Source organism: Chloroflexota bacterium, from assembly GCA_020161265.1.
Lineage (GTDB): Bacteria > Chloroflexota > Chloroflexia > Chloroflexales > Herpetosiphonaceae > Herpetosiphon.
In genome coordinates this window covers 473,637-488,525 of record JAIUOC010000002.1, presented here as the reverse complement: position 1 = coordinate 488,525, position 14,889 = coordinate 473,637, and the positions used below count along the sequence as shown (strand labels likewise).

Sequence of the window (14,889 nt, the reverse complement as noted above, 5' to 3'; positions counted from 1 at the left end):
AGACCTCACACAGTAAACATTCCACAATCAACAGCAACAACTGTGATTGGTTATCGCAATAACTCCTTTGTTGATCACGAATAAACAGGTTTAGCTTAGTCAAGGCTGCTAACATTTCAGCCAACATCGGCTAACATGGTGGCGAACATTTTGCGAGGGTCTCCCCATGGCGAATGCAGGGAAGGTGCATATGACTGTCGATTCAATCATTACGATTGATCAACTTGAGATTAATTTGACTGAACAGCGAGTCAAGCGGGCGGGAGTTTATCTGCGGCTTGGGCGCAAAGAGTGGGGTTTGTTAGAACTGTTAGTCCGTAATCGTAATCACGTGCTCAGCCATCGCCAGTTGTTGCAGCATGTGTGGGGCGATAATTATGACCGTGATAGTAGCTATTTGCTGCATGTAGCGATTGGCCGTTTGCGCGAGAAATTGGGCGATAAACCGCCGCGCTATATTGTGGCTGAGGCCGATTTGGGCTATCGTTTTGCCCTGTCAACGCCAAATTTGCCAAGTGGGCCAACGACTGAGCCAAGCCCCTTGGTTGTGCCGCCAATCAGCTATACCAATATTCCTGCGCCGCTGAATGCCTTTATTGGTCGCGAAAATGAGCAACAAAGCTTGTTGCAGCTTCTCCGTCAGCCGCATATTCGCTTGATTAGCGTTTTGGGGGGTGGTGGGGTTGGTAAAACCCGTTTAGTGCTGCAAAGTGCCATGCAATGGTTGCCGCTCTTTCATGATGGCGTGCATGTTGTGCATTTAGCTGCTTTGCGCGATCCTGAGCTACTAATCCAGACCATTATTCAATCGTTGGCGATTAAAACCACTAGTCAATTACCGTTGCTCAAACAGCTCAAAGATTTTCTGTATGATAAACAACTCTTGCTCATTCTCGATAATTTTGAGCAACTGCTTGATGCTGCGCCAATTGTGACCGATCTCTTAGCCCATGCACCTCAATTAAAATTGCTAACGACCAGCCGCGAGGCTTTGAATGTGTATGCTGAGCAACAATTTGAATTAATGCCCTTTAGCGTTGATTGTTCGCAACAGTTTATGCTGCGCCAACAGCCAGCGATTAATCTTTTTCTCAGCCGTGCTCAAGCGCTACAAGCGACTATTGTTTATAACGATGCTGAATTAGTAACGATTGCCCAAATTTGCCAACGGCTTGATGGTTTGGCTTTGGCAATTGAACTGGCTGCCAGTCGAATCAGCTTGTTTTCGTTAACAAATTTACTTGAGCGGTTAAGCCAACGTTTGAGTTTTATCAATAGTGGGCCACGCGATCTACCAGCCCGTCACCAAACCTTGCAAGCAGTTATCGAATGGAGCTATGTTTTACTTACACCTCAAGAACAAGCGCTATTTGTTCAATTATCAGTGTTTGTCGGCAGCTTTGATTTGCCAGCAGCTAGCGCAATTTGTGCGAGTGCTGAACAATCAGCAGTTGAGTTATTGTTATTAAGCTTGGTGCAAAAACATCTGCTTCAGCATCAGATAACCGAACAACGTTTTTATTTCTTGGAAACGATCCGTGAATATGCTCAAGATCAATTAAATCAGCGAGCTGATAGTCAAAGCTACTATACAGCGCATAAAGATTATTATCGAACGTTTGTTCAAAATCATGTGCATGAATTAACTGGCTCAGAGCAACAACACTGGATGAGTCAATTTCAAGCTAATTATCCCAATATTCGCGCTGCATTAGCTCAAAGCCTTAAATCTGGGGCGTTTGCTAGTGCTGCTCATTTGGGCGCTGTGCTCTGGAATTTTTGGCATCGCGCTGATCTCGCCCAAGAAGGTAGTTATTGGATTAAGCAAATTCTTGATCAGCCAGCTCAATTTGATCCCAAGCATCAGATTATGATGCTACGTGGATTAAGCACTTTTATGCGCAATCAAGGAGATTTTCAATTAGCCCAGCAATATCTTGCGCAAGGTTTAAATATTGCTCGCCAAGAGCAACTTGATGAATTGGCGATGGGTTTGTTGAATGGAATCGGTTTGCTCTACAAACGTGAAGGTTTATTTGAACAAGCAGGGGAATCATTTCGTGAAGCAATTCAACTGGCCCGAAAATTTGATAAAACCCGTGATCTAGCGGCGATTCTCAGCAATCTTGGTGAAATTCGGCGTAGCCTTGAACAGTATCAGCAAGCACAGTTCGATTTACAAGAATCATTGGAATTAGCACGCAAAGTCAATGATCATCATATGGCTGCCAATATTTTGAATAGCCTAGGTTTATTAGCCTATGATATCTGTAATTATCAACAAGCACAGCAATACTACCAAAAAGGCCTAGAAATTCATCAACGATTACAAAATAAACGTGGAATTGCCCTAATCTACACGAATTTAGCCGATAGCTTGACCAAATTACTGCAATTTAGCCAAGCTAATGAATATTATGAGCAAGCATTAACCTATAGCCATACCATTGCTGATCCTTATTTTATCTGTCATATAACCATTCAAAAAGCTTGGGCTTTGCGCCAACAAGCCCAAATTGCCCAAGCTCAACGATTAATTATTCAAGCCATCCAACTTGCCAACCATCACGAATTTATTGCCCATAACTTACGGGCAATCTTGGAGTTGACTGAATGTTATTTAGCCCAACAACAGTTGTCAACAGCAGCATGGTTGGCAGGATCTATGCAACGAATGGCTCAGCAACACGGGCAACTGCTTGATGGCAATGATCAGCGTTATCATCAAGCGCGTTTAGTCGAATTGCAAGCAATACTTGCTGAACATAACGCATATTGGCAGCAAGGCTATCAAAGCTCGTTCGAGCAAGTACTAGCGGCGATTTTGGCCGAAGCCAAATAATGCATAATGATCCACGAAGGACACAAAGGGCACGAAGCTCAGGATTCCAAACTTAATCAGCTTCGTGGTTCTTCGTGTCCTTCGTGGTTTCGGTAGTCTGGCCCCTGAAAACTGACCCCCGACCCCTACTTAAAAACTCGCCAAACGTTCGCGCAAGGTTGTAGCCGCCAACTCTTGAGCGGCCAAAGCCTCACGCTCTTTTTGCACAACTTCGGGCTTGGCTTTGGCTACGAAGTTTTCGTTGGCAAGCTTGGTGCGGCGGCGCTCGACATCGGCCTCGACCCGTTCAAGCTCCTTGGTGAGCCGTTCACGCTCGGCGGCCAAATCGACCATACCCGCCAATGGCAAGACAACTTCGGCTGGAGCAAATACCAAGGTTGTGGCTTGCTCAGGCCGTTCACTCAAGCTTTCGCTAATCAGTAGTTTGTCGGGAGCGATCCGCGCCAAGCGGCTGATAATTGCCGCTTGCTCGGTTAACATCGCTGTGGCTGAACCAGCCGCAATTAATGCCTCGATCCATTTAACTGCTTCCACCCCAGTTTCGGTACGCACGTTGCGCACGCCGCGAATGATATTTTGCACCAAGTCCCAATCACGCTCAGCTTGCTCGTTGAGCATGGCAGCATTAATTAAAGGATACTCTGCAATAATCAAGGCTGCTGGGATTGGCGTGGTTTGCTCGCTATTGTGCAATTTTTGCCATGCAGCCTCGCTCACAAACGGCATAAATGGGTGCAGCAAACGCAACGTTCCTTCTAAAACGCTGTAGAGCGTTTCGCGGGTGCGCAATTGCTGTTGCTCATCGCCAGTGTCAATTTGAATTTTGGCAGTTTCAATATACCAATCGGCAAATTCATCCCAGAAGAAGGTTTGGATTTGGCGACCAGCTTCGCCCAAATTGAAACTGTTCATCAAGCGCTCAACATCGCCCGCTAAGCGATTGAAGCGCGAAAGAATCCAACGATCCGCCACGGTATAGGCTTGATTGCTCAATCGTTCAGCATCAACTTTGCTCTCGGCGGTGCGTGGCAAATCGCCCAACTTCGAAATCACGAAGCGGGTGGCATTCCAGATTTTGTTGGCGAACGAACGCGCTGAATCCAAACGAGTTGGTTGTAGGGCAAAATCTTGGCCTGGCGTTGATGAGGTGGCGAAGGTAAATCGTAGCGCATCAGTGCCATATTGCTCGATCAAATCCATCGGATCAACCTGATTGCCCAACGATTTTGACATCTTGCGGCCATGTTCATCGCGCACAAGGCCATGCAAATACACCCATTCAAAAGGCTCTTTGCCCGTGAGATAAAGCCCTAACATCATCATCCGCGCTACCCAGAAAAACAAAATGTCGTAGCCAGTTTCGAGCAGCGTGGTTGGGTAAAATTGTTTGAAATCAGGATTTTCAACATCGGGCCAGCCCAAAATGCTGAATGGCCACAAGCCCGATGAGAACCAGGTATCCAGCACATCTTCGTCTTGGCGCAACTCAACCACTTGACCATAATGCGCAGTTGCCGCAGCCATCGCATCAGCCGCATTCAACTCGACAAACATCTGGTTATCGGGGCCGTACCACACTGGAATCCGATGGCCCCACCAGAGTTGGCGGCTGATGCACCAATCTTGAATATTTTCCATCCAATGGAAATAGATTTTATTGAAGCGTTCGGGCACGATTTTGGTGCGGCCCTCACGCACAGCGGCCATTGCTGGCTCGGCCAATGGTTGCGTTTTGACAAACCACTGGGTGCTAATTAATGGCTCGATGATCGTATCGCAGCGCTCACAGCGCCCAATCTTCATCAAGTGAGGCTTGGTTTCAACCAAATTGCCAGTTTCAGTGAGATCAGCGACCAAGCGCTTACGAGCCTCAAAGCGATCAAGCCCAGCGTAACTGCCACCTTCAGCGTTGATCGTTGCATCAAGATTCATGGCATTGAGAATCGGCAGATTATGGCGTTGGCCAACAATATAGTCATTTGGATCGTGGCCTGGAGTGATTTTGAGCGCCCCTGTGCCAAAATCACGCTCAACATAGGTGTCGGCGATAATTGGAATTTGGCGACCCAAAGCTGGCAGCACCACAAATTTGCCCACCAAATCGGCATAGCGCTCATCTTCAGGATGCACCGCTACCGCCACGTCGGCTAGCAAGGTTTCAGGTCGAGTCGTGGCGATCGTGATTGATTGATCGCCCTCGCTGATCCGCCACTCGGTATCGTTGGCATCAGTGGCAACTTTATAACGAATGTACCACAAATTGCCTTGCTCTTGCTCATCGCGATAAACCACTTCAAGATCGGATATCGCCGAAAGACAGCGCGGACACCAGTTGACCAAGCGCGTACCCCGATAGATCAAGCCATCGTCATACAAACGCTTGAAGGCCACGACGACCGCTTGCGATAGACCTTCGTCGAGGGTAAAGCGTTCGCGCTGCCAATCAACAGATGAGCCGAGGCGACGAATTTGGTTGGTGATTGTGGAATGCGAACGGCCCTTCCATTCCCAAACCGCATCAAGAAAATCCTCGCGTCCGAGATCGTGGCGAGTTTTGTTCACCTTGGCAAGTTGCTTTTCTACCACATTTTGCGTGGCGATCCCTGCGTGGTCAGTGCCAGGAACCCACAAGGTTGGTTGGCCGAGCATGCGATGCCAGCGGGTCAGAATATCCTCGATCGTGTTGGTCAAGCCGTGACCAGTGTGCAACACACCAGTCACATTTGGCGGCGGAATCGCAATCACAAACGGATCTTTCGTATTGGCAGCAGTTGGCTTGAAATAACCCGCCGCTTCCCACCACTTGTACAAATGTTCCTCAACCTTGGCGGCCTCATAGGCTTGGCCAAGGTCGGCTCCGGCTAGCGCATTGTGTAAATGTTCGTTAGCAGACATCGTTTAAACCTCAAACTAGAAATTAATTAGGGCAGCGTAAATTAACGCATTCAGGGCCACGGGCAATATGTTCGCTAAAAAAAGTATTGACTGCATCGAGATTTGCATTATCACGAAGCATCAAACGATATTCCCAAGCAGTCATTGCGATAGTTGCATCTAAATCGAAGCGTTTTTGCAAAATTGTATGATGGTCGCGTTTATAAAGATTTTCAAAAGTTGCTTCTAATTGGCTAAGCTCAGTTGCAGTAATTAATTGTGGGTTATAGAAAATAATCACCGCACCATGCTCTAAGTTGTGTACCATTGCCTCATCAGTAACAAAATTATCGTAATGCCCCCATTCTGCTGGCACCATAGCATGATAGCCTGAGGTTGGCGGTAATGTTGGATATTCAACGATACCTTGCACATGATATGGTGGATCAACCTCTGGAATATATTCGCCTAGCCACATTTGATCAATCTCAGCCTTTTTGGGCTTAATCGGCGGCTGTTGATTAAATGTGGCTAAAGTAAATGCAGGCACCACTTCAACCCGATCGACCTCGCTTGTGCCCCAAATAATGGGATAGACCATCGTTTCGCCACGGCGAGTATTTGGAAGTGAGGTTTTTTTATTAATGTAATCGATATAGCCCGAACCAGCGCCAATAATTTGATCGTTCGTATCGTAAAACAGCATTGATACCAAGGTTGAAGTAACCACACCACTATCGGTTGCAATCGCGCTAACATGATAGGTTGGGTATTCGTAGCCCCAACTTTCCTGCAAACGCCCACGAAAGGGCATGCCAAACGTGGTTGGCGTATAAGCTTCAACTTGTGGAATTGGTTGATCAATCGTGATTGGATAGCCCTGGCCTAGGCTAATTTCAACGCTTTTAGCGCGAAAACTATCGCCAGTAAACACTCCATCAGCAACCACAATTTTTTGCTTGGGCAACAATAATTCAATCGTATTGGTGTTTTTCAGCACTTTATCAAATTGGCTGGTCAAGGTCATGGTGTAGGGAATGTTATACAGTGCTTGATCACTAGGATTTTCAATTTCGAAATAGACCATCGCTTGATCGGTCATCGGTGCTTGGCCTACGTCTGAAGCTACGATCTTAAGTTCAACCTCAGCGAGTTGCGGTTGTTTGCTGTCAGGCGTTGAGTTAGTCGCATTCAACAATGGCCAAAGTTGTAAACCAAGCAAAAGCAACAAGCCCACACCACATAAACTTGCCCCAATTAGCATCAACATTTTTGGCAACGAACGGGCGGGTTTCGGCGTTGGTTGATCCAGTTTCTGGGTTGGTTGGCCCATACTGTAATTGACTGGCGGCGTGAAACTAGCTTGTGAATCAACTAATGGCTCAGTTTGAATGCTTGATGGCGAAAGCCTAGGCTCAGCTTGTGAATCAAATAATGGTGCAGTTTGAATGCTTGATGCTGTGAAATTAGGCTCAGCTTGCGAATCAACCAAAGGCATGGTTGGGCTAAGGCTTGGATCGCTTGGTGGCTTGCTGATTGGCTTAATTGACTTAATGGGCTTAATCGCAGTTGGCGCGGCGGCATCAATTGCTGCAATTCGGCGCAAACATTCAGCCTGTTGGGCTGGATCATTGACGATGCTCGCTAAAATGCGCCATGCCTCGCGTTCATGCACATTTTGGCGAAGCACAGCGGCTAAAAGCTGCTTGGCTCGATTGTGGTCGTTTTGGGCTAAGGCTTGTTCAACCTCGCGCTGCCAGTTGCTTGGTTCCATCACATTCCCTCAGATTTAGCTCGATTGCCGCTAAAAACAAAAACCCCACGCCCAACAAGGACGAGAGGAAACTCGCGGTACCACCTTGATTATGTTGCAAATACAACATCACTCATTGGCGCAATAACGGGCGCACCCGAACCAACTTACTGGTATTTCAGTTGATCGACTTCCAAGCCACGTTCAATTATTGCTCAACCGAGGGTGCTTTCAGCCGCTGACACCCAATCTCTGGCGGGAACCAATAATTTACTCATCTTGTTCAGCGTCGTTTGTAGTTGCTCAAATAATAGCTATGCTTGCGGTTTGTGTCAAGATTGGGGATCGGTTGTTGGGGATCGGAGATTGGTGGGGATGATGAAGAGCTGTTTAACGCAGAGGCGCAGAGATAAGGATAACCAGTATAGCCCATCGCCTATAGCCACCAGCCGATAACCATTGACATGCTGGCTATAAATCTGTAACCTATAACCAGCAACCCACGTACCAACCCCAGCAAACCCGTTGTATGGAGAACAACCATGACCATTGTCCTTGATCAGCGCTCCGATCAATCACTTGCCGTCTACATCGACGGCGATTTGCAGTTTGATAGCCGTGATGAAGGGGTGTACCACGAGCTTTTGGCCTTGCCAGCACTCGCGCTCGCCCAAGCACGCCGCCCCAAACGCCAACTCCGAGCGTTGATTTGCGGCGGTGGCGATGGCTTCGTTGCCCGTGAATTGCTCAAATCTTCAGCCATCAAGCAGATCGATTTGGTCGATTATGACCCAACCATCCTCGATTTAGCCCAGCATGAATGGCCTGAACTCAATCAGCATGCCTTAACCAACCCACGCCTGAAATTGCATATCTGCGATGCTGTGCAATTTGTCGATCAGGCGGCGCAGGCAGCCGATGAATACGATTTGATTATCTGCGATTTTACCGTGCCACGCGATCAAGCTGGCGCTCGTTTACACAGCATCGATTGGTATCAGCAATTGGCCTATATTTTGCATCCCCAAGGCCTGATTGCGGTCAATGCTGCTTCGCCATCGCAAACGCCAGTCGCTTATTGGATGATTTATAACAGCATTCGCACTGCCGATTTGAACCCAAAGCCTTATCGTTTTGCCTTGCCTTCGTTCACCGAAGCAGGCTACGGCGATGATTGGGGCTTTTTCATTGGTAGTCGTCGCGCGTTACGCCCACGCGAGTTTGATCATTTGGCTTTGGCTGAACCACGCGAATTTTTGCACGATATTGAGCAACTGAAACGTGCCTTTGCCTTTCCCGCCGCGCTGGCCGAAAAACGCACGACCGCCCAACCAACCAAACTGGCGAGCGATGCACTATTGCACAGCTTGTTCGCGCCAACCTGGGATGAAGCCAGCGGCACCGATTGGACATCACTCGATTTTGTGCATGATCCAGCGCCGTTGCCCAAGCCGCATACCAGCGCGACCTTAGTGCCAAGTGCTGTTCAGCAGGCGTTGCAAGCCGATCACGGGCTTGATGAAAGCCAAGTTTTCGAGCAAGTGGTGCAGGTGATGCCAGCCCTACGAGCCGAACAAACCCGTAGCATGGTGCGTGAATTTATCGCCAATCCCTTGCGGTTTCTCAATTCGCTCGATTTGCGCAGCTTGGTTGAGGCCTTGTTGCGGCGTAGTCGCGAATTGCCACGCAAACTTGTGGCCGAATTACGCTTGCTGCGTCGCCATCTGCAACGCACATGGGAGAATCCCCAATTGTTGCTCAGCCGTGGCCTACGAATCGTCTCGGTGATTGCCTTGGTAATTATTTTGGCCAACTTGCTGCACCCCGATACAACCTATGCCAAAGGTGATACCTCGGCTGGCTCTGGCGCAACGTCAAGTCAATCGATGGTGCGCACCAATTCGCCGTATGATGTGGTGCAAGCGCCGCCTTCCACGGTGGCTGGGCGCGGTTTCGCAAGCTCGACCTACGGGCGCGGCAGCGTGATCGATGAATATGGCTCGGCTTATCCAACCCGCCGCTATCGCTACTATGGCAGCTATTATGGTGGTAGCTCGTATCGCAACTACAACCGCAATCAACGCCCAAGCGAAGATCCCAATGAGGGTGATGCGCTCTATCGCTTGACCCCCGAAACCGATATTTTGGCCAATGGCGAAGTCGTGATTAGCCTGACCGATCAATCGTATCTCTTGCTTGCTGACCAAGTAATGACCGTGGTTGATGCCGAAGATGGCTTGCCGATTGTCTTTTTACAGCGCGACGAAGCCCTGATTTGGCGTACCCACCGTGAGCTTGACCGCCAACGGCGCGGGCTTGATGGCAGCGTCAAAGCCAAACAAGATTGGATCGATTGGGTCAGTTGGGCGGGCTTTGTGCCATGGCGCAATGATGATCAAGCAGAATTGAACAACATTGTGCAAACTCGGGGCACACTCGACCAAGCGATCAAAAGCTTAGGGTCGATTCCGGCCAATCAGCCAGCCATTCGCGTACCCCCAAGCGCTGGAGGTTTTCAATTATTCTCTAGCGTCTGGATGAATGCTGAGGGCAGTTTGGCGATTCTCGAACAGCCAGATGGTAGCAAAGCCTACCTCAATAAAACTGGCTGGTTCCGTGATAGTGCCCTAACTCAGCCAATCAGCGAGCCGTATCCTGATGAGTTTCGCACGAAGGTTCTAGTGCCATTCTTGACCAAGCAGACCACTGAGTATGAGGCAATCAAAAAGCGCATCGAGGCTGATTTAACCAGTGCCAAGAGCGACTTGAGCCTGTTGAACTCGGACAAAACCGAGTACACGTCAATTCAAACGAGCTATGGCCCAAGCGATATTGTTGATTATGGCACGACCGAAATTCGCGTAGATGAAGCCTTGCGCCGCACCAACGATGATATTGCCCGAACCCAACAGCTCATCCAAATCTTGAATGATCAACTAAGTTCGTTGCCCAAGCAAAACGACGCGGCCAAGAAGTTTTTACAGAGCTTGAAATAATGTACGTCGCGATTTTGCCACAACTGAGCAGCAACAGCGAACTTGGCCAGCAGTGGGAAGATTTAGTTCAAGCCAACCCCGCTGGTGGCGTGATGCAAAGCTTAGTTTGGGGTCAATTCAAACAACAACGTGGTTTGCAAGTTGTGCATTTTGGCCTATTTGCTGCTACTGATCAATTAATTGGTGGCATGCTCTGCACAATTCCAGCACAGAGTGGGGTTGGCAGCAATTTGATCGCCGCCGATGGGCCAATTTTACCGTGGCACAATCAAGCGCTTGCCCGCCAAGGGCTGCGTTTATTGCGCGAGGCCGCTGAGCACCATGCTAGCGCTTATGGCGCAGTCGGTTTGCGAATCGAGCCACGACTTGAAGGCCCAGCGCCTAATTTGCTGCGCGATTGGCGACGCGCACCCGTCGATATACTGGCCCGTGAAACCCTTTATTTGGATTTGCGGCCTGCTGCCGAGCAATTGTTGGCGGCCATGAAACCCAAAGGTCGCTACAACATTCGTTTAGCAGCGCGGCGTGGTGTCACAGTGCGTATCTCGCATGATCTGGCTGATATTCCCTTGTTTTATCGCTTGATGGATGAAGCAGGCGAGCGCGATGATTTCTATGTTGAGCCAATCGACCATTTTAATGATCTGTTGGCGACCTTGGCTCCGCTTGGCCATGCTCATTTGTTGTTTGCCGAGTATGCAGGCCAAACCTTAGGAACTCTGCTATTGATCAGCTATGGTCAGCGGGCAGTGTATCAATATGGTGGCATTAGCAACCAATTGCGTGAGCAGATGGCAGGCTACGCCTTGCAATGGGCCGCCATTCAACAAGCCCAACGCTTGGGCTGCACCAGTTACGATTTTTATGGATTTGAACCAACCGGCGATCCGCATCACCCATTTGCAGGCTTTTCGCGCTTCAAGCGGGCCTTCGGTGGGCAAGCAATTGCCTTGATTGGGGCATATGATTATTATTTCACCGAACAACTAGCCGATGTGATTATTCGTGCAGTGCGCGAATTGGCCTAGCTCGTTGTTATGAGGAAACGCCTTTTAGTGCTTCCGAGGAGGCTCAATGAGTCAACCGCCACGTTTTGGCCGGATACCGCCAAACACAGCTCAATTGGTAGCGGGCCTTGCCCAAACCGTTGCAGGCCAAGTTGTAACTGCCTTGCCTAACCATGCAGGCCACGCAACTCGGGCTGCGGCTACCGAAATTATTCTGGGGATTGTGTTGCGCGACTGGCGCGAAAATGAAAACACTTCGGGTTTATTGCCTGATGATGTGGCCGACTTACGTTCATTTGTGCAGCTTGCTGCCACACTAGCAGGCAACGATCTTGAAAACCAAGGTGCGCCAGTTTTTCGGGCGGTGCTTACTGGCTTGATGGAAGATTGGCTGGCAAATTGGAATGCGCCGGGCGACCCTGGTGCACCTGGCCCATACTAAGCCCTCACTGCTGGATAAATCGCTTTTTTTGAGCTTCAAGGAGCATGCATGTCTGGTGATGAAATTATGACGTTGGTGGGTCGGGTCGCTGCTTCGGTTGGCTGGACGCTCGTCAGTGTGTTGATTTTCTACGGCGGCGCTCGGCTGTACGATTTGCTTGATCCAATTGATTATCGTGAAGAAATTAAACGTGGCAATGTGGCCGCAGCGATCCAATTAGCAGCAGTAACAATTGCCTTAGCTGCAATTGTTATCATGGCAGTGGCAACCTAACATGGATACACAAACCCAACCATTTTGGCAACGCTTCGGCATCCATACGCTTAGTCTTGGCTTGGGTGGGGCTATTGCTAGCCTTGTATCGTTGTTGCTCGGAAACATCATTTTTGGGCAAACTAGTCGGGTGCTGACTGGTGGTATGCCCGTATTTTTGGTCATAATGATGGTTGTTGTGGGCATTGCAACCTTCTTTTTGATCAAACGTTGGTTTCGCGGTTGCTCTGGCTTTTTGGTTATTAGCGGCTGGTTTCTTGCCCACTTCGTTGTAAATGTGATTGCTGTCGTTTTCTTTGATTCAGATATGTCGATTGTTTCCTATATCGTCACTTGGCTGATGATGGGAGCACTTGGCGCACTGATGTTCAGCAATTCAACCTTTGCCCGCAGCATTGGCATGGTTGGGGCTGGCACGGCAATCGGGGCAGGAGTGTATGCAGCCTCACGTAACAACGAGGTGCTGAAGGCTTCAGGCTACGGGCGCGTTCCGCCATCGACCGTGATTTTGCTAACCCAGCATGTGCGCTTTGCCAACGATGCGGTCAACCAACTACCACCCAATACCCCCGCCAATTTCCGCAAAATCGCGGTTAATGTTGTGCTCGAACACGTGATTCGCGATTGGTGGTCGAACGGTAATAACGAAGGCCTGACTCCTGCCGATGTCAACGATTTGGGCGCGTTTGTCCAACTGGCTTGGTTTGCGGCACGCGGCCAAAACCATCTCTTACAAGCCGAAGCTGTTTTTCGGGCAAGCTTGATCGCATTAATGGACGATTGGTTTAATTCGTGGAATGCCGAAGGAGTTGAAGGCGCACCACGCTGGCAATCCAAATCATGAGCAATTTCATCCAATCGCCAATCTATCCCGCTGCTGGGCGACACCTACTTGCAAATTTAGGTGGCTGCTCAGCAGCAATCCTCAATGATCGCGATTTGCTGCAAACAATTGTGATGCAAGCAGCTAATGCGACCAATGCCACCGTGCTCGAAATTGTTGCCCATCAATTTACGCCTCACGGTGTTACCATCGTGGCCGTGTTAGGCGAAAGTCATGCCTCGCTACACACCTATCCTGAGCATGGAGCGGCCTTCTGGGATTGTTTTACCTGTGGCGATCAATGCCAACCGGAAGCTTCGTTGGGTGTGCTCGTTCCTGCGCTGCATGCGACAAATGTCCATTCTCAGCTTATAGACCGTACTATCAGCGAAGTCACCCAAACAGCCCCCTCGACAGTGGCTTAACGCTATGTCAAGATCGTACTAGCCTTTAGTTTCCAGCGATCTTGATTTTAGCGAGGAGCCGCCATGCGTACTCAATACCCTACAAACGAAGCCCAACGTCTTGCTGCCCTGCAAAGTTATGGCTTGCTGGCCCGCCCCTATATTCACGAATTCGATGAATTAGCCCGCTTAGCGGCGCTTTTTTGTGCGACACCGATTGCGATTATTTCGCTGATCGATCATAAATATCAATATATCAAAGCGGCTTTTGGCAGCCAACTCAAAACAATTCCGCGTAAATATTCGTGTTGTGCACAAACGGTGGTTGAACGTGAGCTGGTTGTTTATGATCAACCCAGCCTTGAGCGTAGTTTTGGGCATCATCCCTTAGTGCAGCAGGGTTTTCAGTTCTATGCGGGCATGCCGATTATCAATCAACAAGGCTTTGCCCTCGGTTGTATCGCGGTGATCGATCGACAGCCCCGCCAACTTAGCCCGCAGCAACGCGAAAGTTTGCAACTGATCGCCCAGCAATTAAGTCATCAATTTGAGCTGTTTCGCCAAGTTCAGCAATTAACTGCCTTGCCCCATGATGTTTTCCATTCGAGCATCGCCAGTGATCCCCAAGTGCCGAGCAAAACGCCCTTAATTGCCAAAATGAGCCAGCAATTGCATAAACCGCTGCATACGATTATGACCGATAGTCAACTTTTGGCTGATCAGTTGATCGAAGCGGGAGTCGCCGAGTTAGAGCCAACTGCCCATCACATTCAAGAAACCAGCGCCCAGCTTTTGGCATTAATCGACGATATGATCGATTTGGCGAAGATTGAACATGGCCAACTTGATGTGCATTATGAAGAGGTTTGTCTGGGGCCGTTGATCGATCAATTAAATGTGATTGTTGGGCCGTTGATGGTGCGTAATCATAATTCGTTTCATGTGCAAATTGGCACGCGCCAACGCATTTTTTGGAGCGATAATCGCTTGGTACGCCAAATTTTGGTAAATGTAGTTGGTAATGCTGCCAAATTTACCCATAATGGCTCAGTGCGAATCGAAGTCAGCGAAGAACAGCGCAACGGCCAGCATTATTTGGCCTTTCATGTGATCGATACAGGCATTGGCATGACTCCTGAGCAACAAGTCCAATTATTTCAAGAGCAACCACGATTGGGTAAAAGTTTGGGCAGCCAACCAAGCACAGGTTTGGGTTTGGCGATTAGCAAACGCTTGGCTTTATTGCTTGGCGGCGATATTACCTTGAGCAGCAATCCTGGGATCGGTAGCCATTTCACGCTTTACCTACCCTTGAAAGCAACCCCGCAAATTACACAGCCGCAAGCTGCTTAATGCTAAGCCCGAACCGCTTTATCAGCTTGATTACGGCTGGTTCGGGCATTAATTGTGCTATACTCGCAAGCGCTGCATCGATTTAGTCCCTCCGTTGCAGAAAAATCTAGCTATACCAATTC

10 protein-coding genes and 1 other annotated feature are annotated in these 14,889 nt (G+C 49.0%); of the genes, 8 read left to right on the top strand and 2 right to left on the bottom strand.

All coding sequences use genetic code 11. The features are described 5' to 3' along the window. Window positions 1-190: 190 nt before the first annotated feature. Window positions 191-2,842, top strand: a complete 2,652-nt coding sequence (locus LCH85_06485) for a tetratricopeptide repeat protein (GenBank protein MCA0351626.1) — start codon at window positions 191-193, stop codon at window positions 2,840-2,842. A gap of 129 nt (window positions 2,843-2,971) precedes the next feature. On the opposite strand, the gene LCH85_06480 is transcribed toward LCH85_06485, so the two are convergent. Both LCH85_06480 and LCH85_06475 read right to left on the bottom strand, forming a co-directional pair. Next, window positions 2,972-5,737: a valine--tRNA ligase gene (locus LCH85_06480; protein MCA0351625.1), complete on the bottom strand. Its 2,766-nt coding sequence runs from the start codon at window positions 5,735-5,737 to the stop codon at window positions 2,972-2,974. A gap of 22 nt (window positions 5,738-5,759) precedes the next feature. Further along, window positions 5,760-7,490, bottom strand: coding sequence for a DUF3105 domain-containing protein (locus LCH85_06475; protein ID MCA0351624.1), 1,731 nt, complete (start codon window positions 7,488-7,490; stop codon window positions 5,760-5,762). 53 nt (window positions 7,491-7,543) lie between these two features. Further along, window positions 7,544-7,765 (bottom strand) — a binding site (T-box leader). 246 nt (window positions 7,766-8,011) lie between these two features. Between LCH85_06475 and LCH85_06470 the strand changes: the two genes are divergently transcribed. The 7 genes from LCH85_06470 (at window position 8,012) to LCH85_06440 (ending at window position 14,767) form a co-directional block, all read left to right on the top strand. Then, window positions 8,012-10,465, top strand: a complete 2,454-nt coding sequence (locus LCH85_06470) for a hypothetical protein (GenBank protein MCA0351623.1) — start codon at window positions 8,012-8,014, stop codon at window positions 10,463-10,465. Then, window positions 10,465-11,493, top strand: coding sequence for a peptidoglycan bridge formation glycyltransferase FemA/FemB family protein (locus LCH85_06465; protein ID MCA0351622.1), 1,029 nt, complete (start codon window positions 10,465-10,467; stop codon window positions 11,491-11,493). The genes LCH85_06470 and LCH85_06465 overlap by 1 nt, the downstream gene beginning before the upstream one ends. Window positions 11,494-11,539: 46 nt before the next feature. Then, window positions 11,540-11,914, top strand: a complete 375-nt coding sequence (locus LCH85_06460; protein ID MCA0351621.1) for a hypothetical protein — start codon at window positions 11,540-11,542, stop codon at window positions 11,912-11,914. A gap of 48 nt (window positions 11,915-11,962) precedes the next feature. Next, entirely contained in the window at window positions 11,963-12,187 is a 225-nt protein-coding gene (locus LCH85_06455) for a DUF350 domain-containing protein (protein MCA0351620.1), read from the top strand. 1 nt (window position 12,188) lies between these two features. Continuing rightward, entirely contained in the window at window positions 12,189-13,031 is an 843-nt protein-coding gene (locus LCH85_06450; protein MCA0351619.1) for a hypothetical protein, read from the top strand. Then, window positions 13,028-13,435, top strand: a complete 408-nt coding sequence (gene speD / locus LCH85_06445) for an adenosylmethionine decarboxylase (GenBank protein MCA0351618.1) — start codon at window positions 13,028-13,030, stop codon at window positions 13,433-13,435. The genes LCH85_06450 and speD overlap by 4 nt, the downstream gene beginning before the upstream one ends. A gap of 63 nt (window positions 13,436-13,498) precedes the next feature. Then, window positions 13,499-14,767 carry a GAF domain-containing sensor histidine kinase gene (locus LCH85_06440; GenBank protein ID MCA0351617.1) on the top strand — a complete coding sequence of 423 codons (1,269 nt, stop codon included), beginning with the start codon at window positions 13,499-13,501 and terminating at the stop codon, window positions 14,765-14,767. Window positions 14,768-14,889 lie beyond the last annotated feature (122 nt).

Coding starts and splice junctions, on each gene's coding strand:
- LCH85_06485 (MCA0351626.1), top strand. CDS start 191: ATGACTGTCGATTCAATCATTACGATTGATCAACTTGAGATTAATTTG.
- LCH85_06480 (MCA0351625.1), bottom strand. CDS start 5,737: ATGTCTGCTAACGAACATTTACACAATGCGCTAGCCGGAGCCGACCTT.
- LCH85_06475 (MCA0351624.1), bottom strand. CDS start 7,490: ATGGAACCAAGCAACTGGCAGCGCGAGGTTGAACAAGCCTTAGCCCAA.
- LCH85_06470 (MCA0351623.1), top strand. CDS start 8,012: ATGACCATTGTCCTTGATCAGCGCTCCGATCAATCACTTGCCGTCTAC.
- LCH85_06465 (MCA0351622.1), top strand. CDS start 10,465: ATGTACGTCGCGATTTTGCCACAACTGAGCAGCAACAGCGAACTTGGC.
- LCH85_06460 (MCA0351621.1), top strand. CDS start 11,540: ATGAGTCAACCGCCACGTTTTGGCCGGATACCGCCAAACACAGCTCAA.
- LCH85_06455 (MCA0351620.1), top strand. CDS start 11,963: ATGTCTGGTGATGAAATTATGACGTTGGTGGGTCGGGTCGCTGCTTCG.
- LCH85_06450 (MCA0351619.1), top strand. CDS start 12,189: ATGGATACACAAACCCAACCATTTTGGCAACGCTTCGGCATCCATACG.
- speD (MCA0351618.1), top strand. CDS start 13,028: ATGAGCAATTTCATCCAATCGCCAATCTATCCCGCTGCTGGGCGACAC.
- LCH85_06440 (MCA0351617.1), top strand. CDS start 13,499: ATGCGTACTCAATACCCTACAAACGAAGCCCAACGTCTTGCTGCCCTG.